This window comes from Achromobacter sp. K91 (assembly GCF_003576205.1).
Classification (GTDB): domain Bacteria; phylum Pseudomonadota; class Gammaproteobacteria; order Burkholderiales; family Burkholderiaceae_B; genus Achromobacter; species Achromobacter aegrifaciens.
The window spans coordinates 99,339-117,765 of record NZ_QWFB01000049.1; the positions used below are offsets into that span (position 1 = coordinate 99,339).

The following is an 18,427-nucleotide window of genomic DNA, read 5'->3' on the forward strand; positions in this document are numbered from 1 at the left end:
CGGGTTCAGGCCTGTTGCCGCGACTTGGCAGACCCGGCCAGCAGCGCGACCGCTGCGATCGCCAGGGGAATGAACGACACCCACAGCACCGTCGCCCAGTCATAGGCCGCCAGCAGGCCGCCCGATGCGAAGGAGCCGACCGCCATGGTGCCGAAGATGATGAAGTCATTGAGCGACTGCACCCGGGTCTTTTCCTCCGGCCGGTGGCATTCCAGAACCAGGGCCGACGCGCCCACGAATCCGAAGTTCCAGCCCAGGCCCAGCAGGACCAAGGTCACCCAGAAGTGGGCCACGTCGATCCCGGTCAGGCCGATGGCCGCGGACAGGCCGGTGAGCGCCAGGCCCGCCGTGACGATGCGTCCGGCGCCGAAACGCGTGATGAGGCGTCCCGTGAAGAAGCTGGGGCCGTACATGGCGATGACGTGCCATTGCAGGCCGAGGTTGGCGCTTTCCTGGGAATGGCCGCAAAGATGCATGGCCAGCGGCGCGGCGGTCATCAGGAAATTCATCAGCATGTAGGAGACGGCGCCGCAGACCACCGCCGTGACGAAGCGCGGCTGGCGCGCGATCAAGCCCAGCGGCCGTCCGCCCGCAACTTCGGCCGCGCTGGGCATGGGCAGGTGCACGCCCAGCAGGACCAGGGCCGAGACCGCTGCTACCGCCGCCTGCATGAGATAGGTCGCCGCGAACATGTGTACGGGCCACAGGTACATCGTGTACGTGACCAACTGCGGGCCGACCACGCCGGCCAGCACGCCGCCGCCCATCACGAAGGACAGGGCGCGGGCGCGCCTGGCGGGAGACACGCCGTCGGCCGCCGCGAAGCGGAACGACAGCACGACGGCGGCGTACGCGCCGCCGAAGAACGTGCCCAGGCAGAACAGCCAGAAAGAACTCAGCACGATGGCGGCGGCGGCCAGCAGGCCCACCAGCACGCCGCAGGCGGTGCCGGCAAGAAATGCCGCGCGGCGGCCATGGCGCCTGGCGATGGCGCCAGCAGGAAGGATGCAGGCGGCCATGCCGACCACAAAGATGGAAATGGGCAGGGTCGCCAGCGCCTTGTCCGGCGCCAGCATGTCGCCGACGATGGCGCCGGTGGCGTAGACCACGACGGCGTTGGCGCCTGCCAGCGCCTGGGCGATTGTCAGCCGGGCGATGTTGCCGCGCTGCGCCTGCGGCGTGAGTTCAGCGCCGGGTGCGGCCGATGGCGCCGGGGTTGATGCGGACAAGTGGGTCTCCTCGAGAGTCGTGCTTTTAGTTGATATGGGTGTTGATTTGCCGAGCGCGTTGCGGTTCTCGCGCGGCGTCCATGGTCAGGACCACGCGGAACTTCGCATCGCCGGACTTCAGCCGCAGCAAGGCATCAGCTGCGCGCTCCAGGGGTAGAGTCTCGACCATGGGCAGCGCCTCTGCAAGTACGCTGAAATTCAGCGCTTTTTCAGTTTCCCAAGGCGTGCCGGTCATGGACCCGGCAACGGTGCGCTCGCCGCCCACCAGAAAGCCGGGCGGCACCGCCAGCGGGTCGCGGCCCACGCCCAGCAACATCGTGCGGCCTTGCGGAGCCAGTCCGCGCATGGCCCCGGACACGGCCTGCGTGTCGGTGATGGTGGCGATCAGCGCTTGTGCGCCGCCCATGTCGAGGAGCCGTTGCGCGGCGTCTTCCTCGTTGCTGTCGATGTAGACATGGGCGCCCAGGCGCAAGGCGTCAGCGGCGATGTCCAGGCCCCGGCCGATTGCCGCCACTTTCAAGCCCATGCGGCGGGCGTATTGCAACGCCATGTGGCCCAGGCCGCCTATGCCCAGCACGGCAACGAGATCGCCGGCCTGCGCTCCGGATTTCCGGAGCGCGTTGAAGGTGGCGATGCCGGCGCAAAGTATCGGGGCGGCTTGCATGGCGTCGAGCTCGTCGGGTATGGCAACCAGTCCGGTCGCCCGGGCCAGCATCATCTCGGCATAACCGCCATCCCGGGTAACGCCGACTACCGGTTGATTCGCGCACAGATTGAAGAGGCCCTGGCGGCATTGCGTGCAGGCGCCGCAATGACCGCCCAGGCGTCCTACGCCGACGCGTTGGCCGATCTTCCAGCGGGTGTCGACGCCCGCGCCGAGCGCCCAGATGCGGCCGACGGCTTCATGGCCGGGGACGCGGGGCCGTTGCAGCGCCGGATTGTCGATATCGGCCGCGTCGGCGCCACAGACGCCGCAAGCTTCGACGCGCAGCAGTACTTCTCCGGGGCCGGGTTCGGGCGTGGACAATTCAACGAATTCGAGCCGGCCGGGCGCGGTGGTCCGAATGGCGCGATAGGTGGAAGGGAGGCGTGTCATTGGGCGGGGGCTCCAGGCGGGACCGCATTGGGGGAGGGTGCAGCGCAGTTCAGCAGCCACTTCACGCCCGCGTCCGCGGCATCGATGGCGCCAGCCAGATAGCCGGGGAATGCGGCGGACCATTCGCTGGCTATCCCGGCCAAGCGACCCGCCCATACGCCAGTCTCGGCGGCAACGGCGGGTGCTGCCGGGTGCGCGCCGCCATCCCCGCAGTCCGCAGCCGTCGAGGTGTCGGGGTCTTGCGCCCAGTCCTTGTAGAACTCCCGCTCGAGCTTGAGCGCCAGGGGGCCGAACAACCGGGCGAGCTGCGCGCGGCTGAGGGCCATCAACACGTCCTGGCCTGCCGACCGGCGCGCCGCCGCGGGCATGCCTACGAATCCGAACAGGGCAGGACCTTGCGGGGTGCTGGCGTCGTGGACCTCGGCCAGAGGTCCCCGGCTGCTGCGGGCTGCGCCAGACATGTCTTGCTCGCGCCAGAATGCCGAACCGTAGACGGCGAGGTACTTGGCATGGGGAGCCATCCAGGTCGGCGTGCCGCGCCATTGCGTTGCCAGCGCGCTCGGCAGCGGAGGGTCGAAAGCGATACGGGATTGCGCCAGGCGCGGAGGGACGGCCAGCAGCACCTGCGAGGCCTGAAAGACGCTGGCTCGTCCCTCGCCGTCCCGCGCATGCACCTCGATGGCGCGGCCTGTGGCATGCAGCCGGGTCACGGTCCGGCCCAGCTTGATGCATGTCGGATCCAGGCGTGCGAGCAGGGTATCGATCAGGCCGCTCATGCCAGTGGTTAGCCGGAAGGACTCCGGATGGCTGGGGTAGCTGTGCATACGTACCGGCGTTCCTGAACGCTCGACCATCATGAAACCCGCTTCGTGTTGCGGGATGATAGACAAGCCGAACTCGCGGACGAGGGCGCCAAGCCTGGGCTGGATCGCTGGCCAGAACCACGTGGGGCCCAGATCGTAGGAGCCGGCGCCCAGGATGCGGCCGCCCAGCCTGTCGCGTGCTTCCAGCAGCATATGGCTGCCGGCGCCATGCCGCTGCAGCAGCAGGGAGGCGTACAGGCCCGCGAGTCCCCCTCCGATGATGACGGTGTCCACTGACGTCGTCATGGCTGGCTCCCGCCGTTCGGGTCCGGCAGATGGTTGGTCTTCAGATAGACGGTGGCGCCCTCGGCGCCGGCGTCGAGTGCGGCTTGCGCGCCACGGGCAAGCCGCAGCCAGCTGCCTTGCGGATAAGAAGCTTGTCCGTCGGCAATCGATCCGGCCAGAACCAGTATTTCCGCATGCACGGCTGCGGTCCGCGGCAGCGGTGCATGGGCGGGCAGGCGCCGCAGACAGGTCTGCTCATAGGACGCGGAGTAAAGCGGGCAGATTTCGCCGCCGCGCTCGCGCGTCCAGGCGGCGGGATCGCGCGTGTCGATGCGTACGACGGATTGTTCATCCGCAGGCATCTGCCGCAATTTGACGAGGATGGTGGCGCCGTTCCTGCTGGAAGGGGCATGGGCGGAGCCCGGCGGATTGCGCAGATACCAGCCTGCCGGATAGTCGCCGCTGGCGTCGGAGAAGGTGCCGGACAACACCAGTATTTCTTCGCCGCCGGGATGCGCGTGCGGCGGAAAGCGGCTGTCCGGCGCGTAGCGCACGATGCTGGTGGCGCGCGCCTGTTCGCCGCCCACGCGGTCCAGCATCATGCGTTCCACGCCGTGCTGCGGCGACGGCACCCATTGGTATTGCTCCGGCGTCACGATGGCGTTGCGTGAGAAATCGGCGTTGATAAGCATGATATTGGTAGAAAAGCTATTCCAAGGTGATGTCCGGCCCTTGGCTGTCATATGCTGAAATTGGCTGCTGACAGGGCGTATTCTTCGCCAATCGGCAGCCGCGGACAAACCAGATAAACTACCTTTGATTGAAAGAAAAACTTTATCTCCATGAAGTCTCTTGCGCATCTCAACGCGCTGCGCGCCTTCGAGGCCAGTGCGCGCCATCAAAGCTTTTCGGCAGCTGCGGCCGAGCTGCACGTGACACCTGCTGCGGTGGGCCAGCTCGTGCGCGCGCTGGAGCAATGGCTGGGCGCGCCGCTGTTCCATCGCGGCGCCAGCGGCAAGGCGCGGCTGGTCCCGACGGCGGCGGCTGAACGCGCGTTGCCGGAGATACAGGCGGGGCTCGGCAAGCTGGCGCTGGGCCTGGAGCGCTTGAAGGAAGGTTCCTTGAGCGGCATGCTCACCGTGGCCGTGAGTCCGGCTTTCGCCGCCAAGTGGCTGTTGCCTCGGATCGAGCGCTTCCAGCATGCCTGGCCCGATACCGACGTGCGTCTGGACACCAACCTCAAGCCCGTGGATTTCGCGGCCCAGCAGATCGATATCGGCGTGCGCTATGGCGCTGGCGTGTGGCCCGGCCTGGCGGCGGAAAAGCTGATGGACGAAGAGGTCTACCCGGTCTGTTCCCCGGAACTGCTGCGACGGCGCAAGGCGGCGAAGCGTCCGGCCGAGCTGGCGGGCGAGACCTTGATCCATGATCTTTCGATGGACGCGCAGACGGGATTTCCGACCTGGGCCATGTGGCTGGAGAAAGTCGGCGTGCAAGGCGTATCCACCGCCCGCGGCATGAAGATCAACAATTCCGCCGCGGTGCTGCAGGCGGCTATCGATGGCCATGGCGTGGCGCTGGCCCGCAGCGTGATGGCGCATGATGATCTGGTTGCCGGCCGCCTGGTGCGCCTGTTTCCGCAGTTGGCGGTTCCCTCCGCGTTGGCCTACTACGTTGTTTATCGGCCCCAGGCGCGCGAGTTGCCCCGATTGGCCGCCTTCCGAGACTGGCTGTTCGACGAGGCCGCTGCCTGTCGGTAGCCGGGTTCGGAGCCCGGCGGACCTTGCGCGACGCCCGCCGCGCTCACCTTGCGGCGCGGGTGAATCTCTGCACCATGAATTCCACGAAGGTCGTGAGCTTGGGCAAGGCCTTGCGGTCCTTGGGATACAGCAGCGTGATCGGCCGGGCCACGGGCCAGGCGGACTCCAGGATCGGGACCAGTCGCCCGGCCCGCACATCTTCGGCCAGCAACAGTTCCGGCTGCAGCACGATGCCGAATCCGGCCAGCGCCGCCTGCCTGAGCGCCTGGCCGTTGTTGGACACGAAGCGGCCGGCGGGGTAGGCCGCGCCGCCATCCTCCGAGTTCAGGCGCCAGCCGGTGCGGCGGTTCCAGTAGGAAAAATCCAGGCATTGATGGCGCGCCAGGTCGCTCGCGGTTTCGGGCGTGCCATGGCGTTGCAGATAGGCCGGCGCCGCGCAGATGATCATCTGATAGCGCCCGATCTTGCGCGCGACCAGGCTGGAATCGGCGGGTTCGCCGATGCGCACCGCCAGGTCGTAGCGCGAGGCCACCACGTCCTCGACGGCGTCGCTCAAGGTCAGGTCCACGCTGACGTCCGGGTACTCGGACAGGTAGTCGGCGATGGCGGGGGCCAGCGCGAACGAGCCGAAGGTCACGGTCGAGGTGATGCGCAGATGGCCTCGCGGCGCGGCGCGCATGGCTTCGGCGCCTTGCTCGGCATCGCGGATGTCCGACAGGATCACCTTGCAGCGCGCGAAATAGGCCTGGCCGGCTTCCGTCAGGCTTTGGCGGCGCGTGGTGCGGTTCATGAGCCTCAGGCCCAGCCGCGCCTCCAGGCCCTTGATGTGCTTGGCCGCCATGGCGGGCGACATCTCGTGGCGAGCCGCCGCCGCGGTCAGGCTGCCCAGTTCGACGACCGCCACAAAGACTTCCATGCTGAGCAGGCGGTCCATGGATTACGCACCCTGAGTGTGAAGTGAACCCACCATTTTAGGATTTTTCCGGGACGCGCCCTTGGCCAGAATGGGCACAAGCGCTGGCGATATCGCGGGCGCATCCCACAACATACGAATCGGAGTTTCCATGAAAATCATCCTGATCGGCGCCACCGGCACCATCGGCCGCGCGGTCGCCCAAGAACTGGGCCAGCGCCACGACGTCATTGCAGTGGGCAAGACGCGCGGCGAGCATCAGGTCGACGTGACCCAGAGCGGCAGCATCCGCGCCTTGTTCGAGCGCGTGGGCAAGGTGGATGCCATCGTCTCCACCACGGGCAGCTTGCATTTCGGCCCTCTGGCCGAAATGACGGCGGAGCAGTTCAAGATCGGTCTGCACGACAAGCTGCTGGGGCAGGTGGATCTGGCGCTGATCGGCCAGCATTACGTCAACGAAGGCGGTTCCATCACGCTCACCAGCGGCATCCTGACCGATGAACCCATCCGCTACGGCGCCAATGCGTCGGCGGTGAACTCGGCCATCGATGGCTTCGTGCGCGGCGCGGCGGTGGAGCTGCACGGCGTGCGCATCAACTCGGTCAGCCCCACGGTCCTGACGGAATCGCTGGATGCCTACGGCCCGTACTTCCAGGGTTTTGAATCCGCAGCGGCCAGCCGGGTTGCGTTGGCGTATAGCCGCAGCGTGGAAGGCGCGCAAACGGGGCGGGTGTTCCGGGTGTGGTGACATCCTGCAAGTTCCGGGTGCGGCAGCTGAGCGCCGCAGACATGGGACTCTGCCAAAGGAAAGCCCGCAGCGGACGGACCGCTGCGGGCTTGGTCATGCCACGGGCCGGCTACCCGGCCCAGCTCATAAGGCTTACCAGAGCACCTTCAACCCGACAGAGCCCTGTGCGCCGGTCTTGACGCGGCTGTCGCCGCTGTTGGCCCACAGCTTGCCAATGTCGCCGTAGAGGCTGGTGTTCTTGGTCAGCTGCAGCATGGCGCCCACCGCGAACTCGGTCGATGTGTAGCCGCCCTTGGCGCGGATGTCGGTGGTGCCGGCCGGGGCGCTGAAGCTTGCCACGTCGGTGGTATTGCTGGCCTTGTACAGATTGACGCGGGCAAAGGGCTGCAGCACGGTGCCGCCGATGCTGTAGCTGCCCTTGACGCGGGCGCCCAGACGCAGGGTCCAGTCATCGTCCGCATCGTTCTTCACCTTGGCCAGGCTCAGCGTGGTGTCGTCCAGATTGAGCTTGCGGTAGATGATTTGCGCCTGCGGCTCCAACTGCCAGCTGCTGCCCAGGTCGAAGGGCTTGCCCACTTCCAGCGAGGCCAGCCAGCCGTGGCCTTTGGTGGTGGCGCCGGCGCCGGTGTCCGCCGTGCGCAGGCTGCTGCGGTAGTCGGCGCCCTGGATCACGGCGTCGGCGTACAGGCCGGAGTCGTGCTGCCAGGTGCCATACAGGCCCACGTAGCGGCCGCGCAGGTTGTTGTAGCCCGCGTACTTGCGCTCCATGCCGCTGGAGAAGCCGCGCACGCCCATGTCACCGTCCAGCTGGCCCACGTACAGGCCGGCCTTGAGGTTGCGGTCGGCGTACACGTCCACGCCGGCCTGGAAGCCGGTCAGGTGGCCGCTGCTCTCGGGGTTGACCGTGCCTTGCTGCGTGATGGTCGGAGCCGTGCGCAGCACACGGGCCCAGGCGCGGTGGTTCGGGTCCTGGTCGATGGCGCCTTGAGCGACGTCGTCGCCCATGCGCTTGCGCATGTCGCCGAGCATTGCCATATCCGCCTGGCGCAGTTGCGCGGGCAGCGAGGACAGCAGCGGCACTTCTTCACGGTAGGCGGGAGCGGGGGTGACAGGATCGGTGCCTGGGCCCGGGTTGACCTGCGTGTTGGTCGAGTGCAGCGCGGCGCCCTGTGCCGTCTGGGTCAGACGGTACTCGTAGGCGCCGGCATCGACATGGCCGCCCGCCAGCGTGAAGCTGCCGGGTTGCAGGCTGGCGCCGTTCTCGGTGGAGATGACCTGGATGCCCTGGCTACCCGTCTGTGCGCCCAGGCCGCCGGCATTGGTGATCTGCACGCTGGTGCTGCCGCTGGCGATGGCGCTGGGGCCGCTCAACAACAGCTTGTCGGTGGCGCTGCCATCCGCGCCCAGCACGGTGGAAACGCCCAGCTTGCCGTTGTTGCCGACGTAGGGGCCGGTGACCTTGAGCACGGTGCCCGGCGTGCTGCCGCCGAGATTGACCGCGCCGCTGTTGTTCAGGCTGGCCACGGTCTGGCTGTAGCCCGCCAGGTCCAGCACGGCGCCGCTGGCCACGGTGTGGGCCGAGGCGCTGCTGAATGTATTGGTGGCGCCGGCCTTGAGCGTGCCCTGAGCGACATCGGTCGCGCCGGTGTAGCTGTTGCCTGCGCTGGTCAGGGTCAGGACGCCGCTACCTTGCTTGGTAAGGAAGCCGCCGCCCGTGATGGCACCGGCCCAGGTCGCCGTGTTGGCGCCGGTGTCGATGACCGGGTCGTTGGTGCCCGTCATGTGCAGGTTGTTGACGATGGTCAGGCCGTTGGCAATCAGGTTGATGACAGTGCCGTCGTCCATGGACAGCATGCCAGTGCCCAGGCCCAGGGAATGGCCCAGGCCGATGCTGCCCTGCTTGAGCTGCACACCGCCCGAGAAGGCGCTGCCGCCGGTCAGCGTCAGCGCGCCGGCGCCGGTCTTGACCAGGCCGCCGCTGCCCACGACGATGCCCGAGTAGTAGGACGCACTGCCAGCCGCGGAATTGACGGTCAGGGTTCCCGCGCCCAGCGCCACGGTGCCGGCGCCGGTCAGGCTGCTGGCTTGGAGCACGTTGCCATTGAGGTCCAGCGTGGCGCCCGACAGCACCTGATAGCCGGTGCCTTGGACCAGCGCCGTGGTGGAACCCGCGCGCAGCGTGCCGTCCGCGACCAGCGTGCCGCCGGTATAGCTGTTGGCGCCGGTCAGGGTCTGCGTGCCCGAGCCCTGCTTGACCAGGGTACCCGTGCCGATGACCGAGCCGCTGAAGATGCCGTCGGCAGAACCGCCCGCCAGCAGGGTGTTGGTTCCCATCTTGATGTTGCCGGCGCCCGCCAGGGTGCCGAACACTTGGGCGCCTTGGCCTGCCGACAGGTCGAAGGTCGCGCCGTTGGCGACGGTCACGATGCCGGTGGCGGCGAGGCTGCTGCCCGCGCCCAACGCTACCGTGCCGCTGTTGACGTAGGTGCCGCCGGTGTAGCTGTTGGTGCCGTTGAGCGTCAGCGTGCTGGCGCCGTTCTTGGTCAGGCTGCCCGCGCCCGAGATGTTGCCGTCGAGCGTCAGGTCGTGGCTGCCTTGCACGGCAAGGCCGGCGTTCAGGGCGATGTTGTTCGCCAGCGCCAGCGCCTGAGTGTTGTCCAGCGTGGCCGCGCCGCCTACCGTCAGCGTGCCGGAACCGAGCGCGGCGCCGTTGCCGACGATCAGGCCGCCCGCGTTCAGGAGGGTGCCGCCGACGTAGCTGTTGACGCCGCTGAGGGTCAGGTTGGCCGCGCCGTTCTTGATCAGGCCGCCAGCGCCGCCGACGGTGGCGTTCAGGTCCATGGCGTTGGAACCGGCGATCGTCAGCGCGCCGTTCAGCGCGACCTTGTTGCGCACGGTGACTGCCGTGTTGCTGTCCAGCGTGGTGCCATTGGCGGCGGTCAGCAGGCCGTTGCCCAAAGCCTTGTCGTTGCCCAGCACCAGCGTGCCGCCGTTGAGCGCCGTGCCGCCGGTGTAGCCGTTGGACGCGTTGAGCACCAGGGTGCCGGCGTCGAGCTTGGCCAGCGTGCCGCTGCCAACGAGCGGGACGTTGATGGTCGCGGTCACGCCGGGATCGACGCGCACCGAGGCGTAGCCCTGATCGCCGTTGACCAGGTTGAGCGAACCCAGCGAGCCGCGCTCCAGCACATAGCCGTCGGTCATGAACTGCATGCCCGTCGTGCTTTGCGCGCCGGCAACGGTGACCTTCCCGGCAGCGCCCTGGAAGACCGCGAACTTGCCGGCCCAGGAGCGGTTCCCGTTGCCGTCGACGCCGGTCCAGTTGGCGTTGGCGCCGTCCCAGGTGCCGTTGCCGCCTTCGATCGCGCCGTTGCCGACGGTTTGCGAGCCGTCCCAGAACTGCACGGTGACGTTGGGTGCGGCCACCAGCAGGTTGATCTGCTTGTCGACGGCGGTCTGCAAGGTCAGGTCGGCCGCTTGCACATTGCCGGGCAGGTAACCGAAGTTCATGCCGTTGTTGGTCAGGCTGCCGCCATAATTCATGAGACGGTACACGCCGGTGCCGAAGCCGCCGGCGTCGCTGATATTGAGCGTGCCGCCCAGGGTCAGGTTGCCGGTCACGTCCACCAAGGCGGTGCCGCCGCCGAGGGCGGGGGCGCCGAGGCTGGCGTTGACGATCGAGTTGGTGCCCAGTTGCAGGCCGCCAACCGACAGGGTGTAGCCGTCCGTCAATTTCAGGGCGGCGCCACCCATGAGCGTCACGTCGCCGGCGATGCTGCCGGTTCCACCCAGGGCAGCGCCGCTGTACACCATCACATTGGTGCTGGCGAGCGAGCCGTCTACCCACAGGCTGCCGGCGCTGACGGAGGTCTGGCCGGTAAGGGTGTTGTTGCCGGAAAGAACCAGCGATCCCGTGCCGCTCTTGGTCAACCAACCCTTGCCGTCGAGCTGGCCGCCGAAGTTGCTGTTGGCCCCGTTGGCGCCGATGGTCAGGTTGTTCCCGTTCGAGACCGTCACGGTGCCGTTGCCGTTCAGGCTGGCCAGACGAGCCAGATTGGTGATGAACAGATTGGCGCCGGCTGCCACGTTCGCGGTGGCATTCTGGCCCAGCGCGTTGTTGCCCGCGGTGGTCAGGCTGCCGCCTTGCAGATCGATCATGCCGCTGAAGGTGTTGGCGCTGCCGGTAAGCGAGAGGTCGTTCGCACCGGTCTTGCGCAGCGTGCCGTTGCCGTTGAGCTGTCCATCCAGGATCAGGCTGTTGTTGCCCGCCACCGTGAGCGCGCCGTCGACATTGACGGTATTGCCCAGGCGCATCGGGCCCGCCGTATCCAGTTGCGTGTTGCCCGTGACGGTCAGCATGCCGGTGCCCAGCGCCGCGGCATTGCCCAGGCTCAAGTCGCCGGCATTGACCGTGGTGCCCCCGCTATGGCGGTTTTCGCCATTGAGGGTGAGTCGGCCGGCGCCGTTCTTGACCAGCTCGGTGGAACCATTGATCACCCCGTTCAGGGTGAAATCATTGCTGCCGTCCAGCGCCAGGGAGGCGCTCAGTTGCACGTTGTTGGCCAGGGTCACCGCGCGGCTGGCTTCCAGGGTTCCCGCGTTGCGCACGGTCAGCGTGCCCTCGCCGAGCGCTGCGTCGTGGCCCACGGCCAGGTTGCCGCCCGTCAGGTTGACGCCGCCCTGGAAAGAGTTGGCGCCGTTCAAGGTCAGCTTGCCCGTGCCGCGCTTGGTCAGGCCACCGAGGCCGTTGACCAGGCCGCCCAACGTGAGGTCCTGGTTGCCGACGAGGTTCAGGTCGCCAGCCAGGTTGATGGTGTTGCTCAGGCTCAATGCCACGCTGTTGTCCAGCTGCATGCCGGAGGCGGCGGTCAGGGTGCTGTTGCCCAGCGGATTGCTGGAGGCCAGCACCAGCTTGCCGCCGTTCAGCGCCATCGTGCCGCCGAAGGAGTTGTTGCCGCCCAGGGTCAGGGTGCCGCTGCCGTTCTTGATCAGGCCGCTGCCAACGATGTTGCCGTTCAGGGTCAGGTCATTGCTGCCGCCCAGGTTCAACGGGCCTTCGGCAATGATGTAGTTGGTCAGCGTAAGCGCCTTGTTGTTGTCCAGCGTGGTGCCGCCGTACACGGCCAGCGGACCCTGGCCTAACGCGGCATTGTTGCCGAGTACCAGGGTGCCGCCTTCCAGCAGGGTGCCGGCGTGGCTGTTGGCGCCGTTCAGCACCAGCGTGCCGAGGTCCAGCTTGCGCAGGGTGTTCAGGCCGCTAATAGGAACATCGATGGTCGCGGTAACGTTGGGATCAACCCTTACGGCGAACCGGCCCCTGGTTCCGTTGTTGGCTTGCAGCTCCGCGTTGTTGCCGGCAAGGAGATGGTAGCCGTCGGTCATGAACTGCATGCCGCCGATCGTGTGCGCGCCTTCCACCTCTACGGTGCCCGTGCTGCCCATGAACACGGCGAACTGGCCGAGCCAGGTTTGGTTCATCATGCCGTCGGCAGTGGTCCAATTGGACGTGGGGCTGGTGGCGCTCCATGTGCCGCTGCCGCCGTCGACCAGACCGTTGGGGAACTGGTCGGAGCCGTCCCAGGCCTGCACCTGCAGACCCGACTGGACGAGCAGGTTGACCTGTGTGGGGGTGGCCGTCTGGAGCGTCATTCCGCTGATGCCGCCCACTCTGCTTGTGTCGACGACCATGCCGTTGTTGGTGAGGCCGCCGCCGTGGTCGAACAAGCGGTACACGCCGTCGCCGAGGTTGCCGGCGTCGGAAATGTTCAACTTGCCACCCAACGTCAGATTGTTCGTGACATTGAAGAGCGGGGTGTTGCCGGAGTACGGCGAGCCCAGCGCTACGTCGACGTTTGAGTTCGGTGACAGGATGAGATTGTCGAGCTTCAGCGTGCTGCCGCTGGTGCCGGCCAGGTGGCCGTCGTTGGCAATGGTCGTCACGCCGCCGACCGTACCGCTGCCTGTCAGGGTCCCGCCGCTGCCCACAGTCATGCCGGGGCCATTGAATGTGCCGGTGACCCGCAGGGTCCCGCCGTTGACCTGGCTGACCTGGCCCATGCTGGTCAGGGTGCTGATGCCAGCAAGTTCCAGCGTGCCCGTGCCGACCTTGTTCAGCGTGCCATTGCCGATGAACTCACCGGCGTACACGCTGTTGGAGTTGTTGCCGCCTACGCTGACCACGGAACCAATGCCGATGTTCATGCGGCCTGCACCGGTCAGGGAACCTATGCTGGTGGGGCCGTTCAGGTTCAGGTCGGTGCCGAAGGCCAGGTCTACGGACGTCGGGGTCCCCAAACCGTTCACGCCGACGGTAGTGACGCTACCTTGGGCGATATTGAAATCGCCGCTGTAGGTGTTAATGCTAGCCAAGACCAATTCGCCTACGCCCGTCTTGGTCAGCTTGCCGCTGCCGCTCAACATGCCGTTCATGCCCAGCAGATTCGGCGTGTCCAGGGTCAGGTCGCCATTGACGCTGATGGCGTTCATCAGGACCGGGACCTGTTGGGTCTTCAGGGTGGCGGTACCGTTGGCGACCAGCGGGCCCGTCCCCAGCGCGCTATCGGCGTTGAGCTCCAGGGTGCCGCCGCCGAGAACCACGCCGCCGGAATAGCTGTTGGGGCCGCCCAGGCTGAGTGTGCCGTTGCCGGTTTTCACCAATTGGCCGACGCCAAAAATCGCGCCATTCAAGCTCAGGACATTGTCGCCGGTCACCGCCAGGGTGGCGTTCAGTGCAATGCCGTTGCTCAGAGAGACAGCCTTGTTGGCCGTCAGGGTCGCGTTGCCGCCAACGGTCAGGTCCCGGAGGCCCAAAGCCTGATCGTTGCCCACCGTCAGCGTGCCGGCGTTCAGCGTGGTGCCCGACAGATAGGTGTTGGCCCCGTTCAAGGTCAGGTTGGCGGCGCCGTTCTTGATCAGCGAGCCTAGGCCGTAAACGACGCCGTTCAGCGTCAGGTCGGCGCTTCCGCCTATCTCCACGCTGCCCCACAGATTCACGTAGTTGCCGAGGGCCACCTTGTTGTTGGCGTCGAGCACCGTGTTGTTGAGCGCCGTCAGGGCGCCGTTGCCCAGCGCGGTATTGCTGCCGACCTCCAGACGGCCGGCCTCGATTATCGTGCCGCCGGTATACGTGTTGTTGCCGTTGAGTATCAGCGTGCCGCTGTCTTGCTTGTGCAGGGTGCCGCTGCCGCCTATGGCGACGCCCAAGGTTGCGGTCACGTTGGGATTGACCTGAATCACGGCCATGCCGCTGGTATTCAGCTGACCATTGGCGCCGCCCACCAGCTTGTAGCCGTCGCTCTTGAACTCCAGGCCCGTGATGCTGTGCTGGCCGCCGACTGCCACGGTGCCGGCGGCGCCGGAGAATGCCGCTTCGCCGCCGTTCCAGGACTGGTTCACTGTTCCGTCAGCGGACGTCCAGTTGGTATTGGCGTAATCCCAGATGCCAGAGGCGCCATCCACCGAACCGTTCGCCACGGATTGGCTGCCGTCCCAGTAGAGTTGCGGATTTGCGGGCGCCGCATGCGTGTTCGCGGCGACCACCGCAATGCCCAGGGCGCCCGCCAACTGTGCGCCGCCGCGGCGCAGGCGCCGGGCAGGGCTGCTGCTTTTTGCCGGCCCGCGGGCGATTTCACTGACGGCCTGCCACACGCCGGCGGTGGCGTTGAAGACTACTCGATAGACGTGATTCATTGATCTCTTCTATGCCGGCGCCGAAGCCGGGTCGGCAAAATTGGATGTTGTATTGATTTAAATGAAACTAAATGCGTCTTGGTGGTAGGTCGCTCAGCGAGCCGATAGCATGAACGGGCGAGGCAACCGTTACAAAAGTCGAAATGTTTTGCGGAAAATTAACATTTATTTACGCCGCGTAATGTACGGCAAAAATACGGATTTCCGCACTGTCAACGTGGAAAAATTTGAATTCCGTTCACATTTGCTGCGTTGACGCCACGCCGAGGCGGTGATGGCCGAGCGCCGCATTCCTGCGTACACTCCCGGCCATGCTACGAATCGACAATCTCGGCAAACGCTACGGCGACCATCTCGTCTTCCAGGGGCTGACCCATACGTTCACGCCCGGATGCGTGGCGTTGTGCGAAGAAGACAGCACCGGCAAGTCCACGCTGCTGGGCATCATTGCGGGCGTGATCGCGCCGGATGCGGGAGAGGTCTGGATCGACGGACATGCGCTGAGCCAGGCGCCGGCGCAAGCCCGGTCCCGCCTGGCCTATGTGCCCGACAATTGCATGGCATTGCCCGCGCAGACGGGGCGCGGATTGTTGGAACAGGTGGCGGCAGAGAAGAATGTGCCGCTGGCCGACAGCGTGCTGGACCTGGCGTTCCGGCTGGGGCTGGAGCCGCATCTGGACAAGCGCTTCGAGCAGATGTCCACGGGCACGCGGCGCAAGGTCTACCTGACGGCCGCCGCCCTGGGCGACCCGGCCGTCATCATTGCGGATGGGGCCAGCAACGGCCTGGATGCGCAGGCGCGCGGCGTGCTGGCAGAACAGTTCAAGATCTGGGCGCAGGATCGGGTGGTGCTGTTCGCCAGCCACGATCCTGAACTGGTAGAAGCCTGCGGCGCCAGATCAATCGAGGTTGCGGCGCTGCGCTGAAGGCGGCGCCGCCATTATTACTTCGCCATCAAGCCCAGGTACTCGATCAAGCCTTTTTCCTTGACGTAGGTGGCCTGCGCCCATTCCTTGTAGTCCTGGCTGTTGCGGTAGGCGGGCTCCTGGTTCAGCTGCTTCATGACGTCCATGCTGGCGGGGTCGAACAGCGCCTTCTTGAAGGCGTCGTGCAGCGTCTTCACCACCGCGGGATCCATGCCCTTGGGGCCGGCCAGGCCATAGGGCGAGGTGGACACGACCTTGTAGCCCAGCTCCTGGGCGGTGGGCACGTCGGGCCAGCGCGTGGTGCGCTTTTCGCCGAAGGTGACCAGCAGGCGCATCTTGCCGGAATCCACGAACTGGTCCCAGCCGGTGGCGTCGCTTTGCGCCATGACGTGACCGCCCAGCAGGGCCTGTTGCATGTCGGCGTTGCCCTTGAACGGCACGTGGTTCAGTTTCACCTTGGCGTTGATGGCGACTTCCTCGATCAGCAGGTGCGGCGACGAACCGATGCCGGTGGAGCCATAGTCGATGGTGCCGGGCGCCTTGCGCGCCGCCTCGATGTATTCGTTGAAGGTCTTGTACGGCGAGTCGGAGCGGACGGTGAAGCCGAAGGTGTAGCCGGACAGACCCAGGATGAAGGTGAAATCGTTGATGGGGTCCCAGCTGCTTTTCTGCATGTACGGCATGCGCAGCATGGCCAGGGTGTACAGCGTGATGGTGTAGCCATCGGGCTTGGCGGTCTTGGCCATGGTCGCCGGGCCCAGGGTGCCGCCGGCGCCGGGCCGGTTTTCGACGATAACGGGCTGGCCCAGGTACTTGGAGGCGTCCTGCGCCACGGTGCGCAGGTGACGGTCGGTGGAGCCGCCAGCCGGGAAGGGCACGATCAGCGTGATGGGCTTGGACGGATAGGCGCCTTGCGCGCCGGCGGCGAAGGGCAATGCAATGCCGGCCATCGAGAGCAGCGCGGCGCCGAGGCAGGCGCGCCGCAGGGGCTTATGGGTCATGGGTTTGTCTCCTGGGGTGTTGTTGTGTGTGGGAAGGGGACTGCTCAGTCGCGCAGGGCGACCTTGACCGGTAAGCGGGCCAGCGCGTCGCGCAGGCTGGCCTTTAGCGCTGCGGACGCGCGGGCGTCGGCCTGGACTGCGACCTCGGGTTGAGCGTCGGCCTGTACGCGGAACAGCGCGCCGTCGTCGATCAGGCCGGCTTCCTGCAAGGTGCGCGCCACCACGGCCTGGGCCGATACCGCGGTGGCCAGGCGGCGCAGGTCGGGCTTGTAGATCTTGCCCACGTTGGTCATGGGCATGCTGTCCAGCACGATGACGCGCTTGGGCCGCGCCGGGCTTTCGTCCACGTGTTCGGCGGCATAGGCCAGCAGTTCGGCTTCCGGGACCTGGGCGCCTTCGGCCAGCGTGACAAAGGCGATGGGCAGTTCGCCGGCATAGGCGTCGGGGGCGCCGACGGCGGCGCAGAGCTGCACCGACGGGTGCGAGGCGAGTGCGTCCTCGATGGTCTTGGGATCGATGTTGTGGCCGCTGCGGATGATCAGGTCCTTGGCGCGGCCCTGCAGATGCAGCCGGCCGTCCGGGTCCAGGTAGCCGACGTCGCCGCTGATGAGCCAGCCGTCCTCGGTGAAAGCGCGCGCCGTGTCTTCGGAATCAAGAAAGCCGGGGATGACGTTGGGCGCCTTGAACAGCACCATGCCGGGCTTGCCGGCGGGCAGGTCGCGCGCGGGCGCGCCGGCCGGCACGTCCAGGCCGACGATGCGCACCTGCACGTAGGGCAGCGGAAAGCCGACGCAGCCGACCGGAAACTCGCAGCCTGGCGGCGAGATGGTGGAGATGCCCGCCATTTCCGTCATGCCCAGGCTTTCGTTGACGTGCAGTCCGAACAGCCGTTTGAAGCGAGCGGCCAGCTCGGCGGGCAGGGGCGCGGCGCCGGTGCGGCAATAGCGCAACGACGAGATGTCGGCGCCGGCCAGCGGCACTTCGGCCAACGCGGCGAGGATGGTCGGCACGCCTTGCAGCGAGGTGGCGCGGTGGTGTTCGACCAGGCGCCAGTAGTTGCGCAGCACGTCGCGGTTGCGCAGCAGCAGGGTGGTGGGGATGACGGTTTCCACGCCCGCCGACAGGGCGGCCAGCGATGCCGGCAACACGCCCGCCACATGGAACAGCGGATAGCCGTTGATGACCACGTCGTCCGGTCCGGCGTTCTGCAATTGCACCGCGGCCCAGGCGCTGAAGACCTGGTTGGCGTGGGTGTGGATGGCGAGCTTGGGCGCGCCGGTGGTACCGCCGGTATGGAAATAGGCGGCCACGTCGCCGGCGTGGATTTCCCGGTTGCTGACCAGGCGGTCGACCGGCTGCACGGCGCGCGCGGCGTTGAAGTCCAGCGCATGATCCGGCAGCGCCGGGCGGGCCGAGGGCGGCTCGTCCAACGGGGCCACGCGCAGCAGCGTGTGCAACGTGGGCACGCGTTCGCGCAGGCGCAGCGCCTTGGACCAGGAGCCGCATTCCACGTCGGACCCGTAGGCGATCAGTACCTTGGCGCGCGCCGTGGTCATGAGGGAGGCGAGCTTGTCCTCGGCCAGCAGGGGATTCAAGGGCTGGACGATGCCAGCGGCCTCGCCGCCCCAGAGCGCCAGGTGGTACTCCAGGCAGCCGGGCAGCAGGATGCCGACGGCGTCGCCCGGGCCCACGCCCAGTTCATGCAGCAGGTTGGCGGTCTGGTGGATGCCGGCCAGCAGTTCGCGGTAGCTCCAGCGCACCGGCGTGTCGCCGGGATCGGCGCTGCGCAGAAAGGTCAGCGCTGTCTTGTCGCCGAAAGCCGCGGCCGAGTTGCGGAAGATCTCGTAGGTGCTCTGCACCGTGAGCGTCTCGGTCAGCGGCCGGGCTTGCAGCCGCTGCACGTCCGCCGCGCTGCGCACGGGGAATGGGGCCGCAAAAGGCGGCGAGAGGGGCGGGGCGGCATGGACCTGGGTCATGGGC

11 protein-coding genes are annotated in these 18,427 nt (G+C 67.0%); 3 read left to right on the forward strand and 8 right to left on the reverse strand.

The window, feature by feature from the left end; all coding sequences use genetic code 11:
* Positions 1-5: 5 nt before the first annotated feature.
* The 4 genes from DXK93_RS24260 to DXK93_RS24275 are packed head-to-tail and all read right to left on the reverse strand — an operon-like array spanning position 6 to position 4,105.
* On the reverse strand, positions 6-1,229 hold the full coding sequence (locus tag DXK93_RS24260) for an MFS transporter (protein WP_054456389.1): 1,224 nt from the start codon (positions 1,227-1,229) through the stop codon (positions 6-8).
* 25 nt (positions 1,230-1,254) lie between these two features.
* On the reverse strand, positions 1,255-2,325 hold the full coding sequence (locus tag DXK93_RS24265; protein WP_119451395.1) for an alcohol dehydrogenase catalytic domain-containing protein: 1,071 nt from the start codon (positions 2,323-2,325) through the stop codon (positions 1,255-1,257).
* Positions 2,322-3,434, reverse strand: coding sequence for an FAD-dependent oxidoreductase (locus DXK93_RS24270; RefSeq protein ID WP_119451396.1), 1,113 nt, complete (start codon positions 3,432-3,434; stop codon positions 2,322-2,324). The genes DXK93_RS24265 and DXK93_RS24270 overlap by 4 nt, the downstream gene beginning before the upstream one ends.
* Positions 3,431-4,105 (reverse strand): cupin domain-containing protein, encoded by a 675-nt coding sequence (locus tag DXK93_RS24275; protein WP_119451397.1) that lies wholly within the window; start codon positions 4,103-4,105, stop codon positions 3,431-3,433. Before DXK93_RS24275 ends, DXK93_RS24270 begins: the two co-directional genes overlap by 4 nt.
* Positions 4,106-4,255: 150 nt before the next feature.
* On the opposite strand from DXK93_RS24275, the gene gcvA reads away from it, so the two are divergent.
* Positions 4,256-5,173: a transcriptional regulator GcvA gene (gcvA, locus tag DXK93_RS24280; protein WP_119451398.1), complete on the forward strand. Its 918-nt coding sequence runs from the start codon at positions 4,256-4,258 to the stop codon at positions 5,171-5,173.
* Between the two features lie 43 nt (positions 5,174-5,216).
* Here gcvA and DXK93_RS24285 read toward each other — a convergent pair whose 3' ends face one another.
* A complete protein-coding gene (locus DXK93_RS24285; protein ID WP_119451399.1) occupies positions 5,217-6,107 on the reverse strand; it encodes a LysR family transcriptional regulator in 891 nt (296 codons plus the stop codon).
* A 130-nt stretch (positions 6,108-6,237) separates the two neighbouring features.
* Here DXK93_RS24285 and DXK93_RS24290 point away from each other — a divergent pair, with 130 nt between their 5' ends.
* A complete protein-coding gene (locus DXK93_RS24290; RefSeq protein WP_119451400.1) occupies positions 6,238-6,834 on the forward strand; it encodes a short chain dehydrogenase in 597 nt (198 codons plus the stop codon).
* A 132-nt stretch (positions 6,835-6,966) separates the two neighbouring features.
* Here DXK93_RS24290 and DXK93_RS24295 read toward each other — a convergent pair whose 3' ends face one another.
* Positions 6,967-14,520 (reverse strand): autotransporter-associated beta strand repeat-containing protein, encoded by a 7,554-nt coding sequence (locus DXK93_RS24295; RefSeq protein WP_119451401.1) that lies wholly within the window; start codon positions 14,518-14,520, stop codon positions 6,967-6,969.
* Between the two features lie 311 nt (positions 14,521-14,831).
* Here DXK93_RS24295 and DXK93_RS24300 point away from each other — a divergent pair, with 311 nt between their 5' ends.
* The gene (locus DXK93_RS24300; RefSeq protein WP_054456399.1) at positions 14,832-15,446 is read left to right on the forward strand and encodes an ATP-binding cassette domain-containing protein; all 615 of its coding nucleotides are present in this window, start codon (positions 14,832-14,834) and stop codon (positions 15,444-15,446) included.
* A gap of 17 nt (positions 15,447-15,463) precedes the next feature.
* On the opposite strand, the gene DXK93_RS24305 is transcribed toward DXK93_RS24300, so the two are convergent.
* Both DXK93_RS24305 and DXK93_RS24310 read right to left on the reverse strand, forming a co-directional pair.
* Complete coding sequence (locus tag DXK93_RS24305) at positions 15,464-16,447, reverse strand: tripartite tricarboxylate transporter substrate binding protein (RefSeq protein WP_054456400.1); 984 nt, start codon at positions 16,445-16,447, stop codon at positions 15,464-15,466.
* A gap of 44 nt (positions 16,448-16,491) precedes the next feature.
* Positions 16,492-18,423, reverse strand: coding sequence for an acyl-CoA synthetase (locus DXK93_RS24310; protein ID WP_119451402.1), 1,932 nt, complete (start codon positions 18,421-18,423; stop codon positions 16,492-16,494).
* Positions 18,424-18,427 lie beyond the last annotated feature (4 nt).

Excerpts from the sequence above, each read along its gene's own strand:
- DXK93_RS24305 (WP_054456400.1), bottom strand. The coding sequence starts at position 16,447 with ATGACCCATAAGCCCCTGCGGCGCGCCTGCCTCGGCGCCGCGCTGCTC.
- DXK93_RS24295 (WP_119451401.1), bottom strand. The coding sequence starts at position 14,520 with ATGAATCACGTCTATCGAGTAGTCTTCAACGCCACCGCCGGCGTGTGG.
- DXK93_RS24285 (WP_119451399.1), bottom strand. The coding sequence starts at position 6,107 with ATGGACCGCCTGCTCAGCATGGAAGTCTTTGTGGCGGTCGTCGAACTG.
- DXK93_RS24300 (WP_054456399.1), top strand. The coding sequence starts at position 14,832 with ATGCTACGAATCGACAATCTCGGCAAACGCTACGGCGACCATCTCGTC.
- DXK93_RS24265 (WP_119451395.1), bottom strand. The coding sequence starts at position 2,325 with ATGACACGCCTCCCTTCCACCTATCGCGCCATTCGGACCACCGCGCCC.
- DXK93_RS24290 (WP_119451400.1), top strand. The coding sequence starts at position 6,238 with ATGAAAATCATCCTGATCGGCGCCACCGGCACCATCGGCCGCGCGGTC.
- DXK93_RS24270 (WP_119451396.1), bottom strand. The coding sequence starts at position 3,434 with ATGACGACGTCAGTGGACACCGTCATCATCGGAGGGGGACTCGCGGGC.
- DXK93_RS24275 (WP_119451397.1), bottom strand. The coding sequence starts at position 4,105 with ATGCTTATCAACGCCGATTTCTCACGCAACGCCATCGTGACGCCGGAG.
- DXK93_RS24310 (WP_119451402.1), bottom strand. The coding sequence starts at position 18,423 with ATGACCCAGGTCCATGCCGCCCCGCCCCTCTCGCCGCCTTTTGCGGCC.
- gcvA (WP_119451398.1), top strand. The coding sequence starts at position 4,256 with ATGAAGTCTCTTGCGCATCTCAACGCGCTGCGCGCCTTCGAGGCCAGT.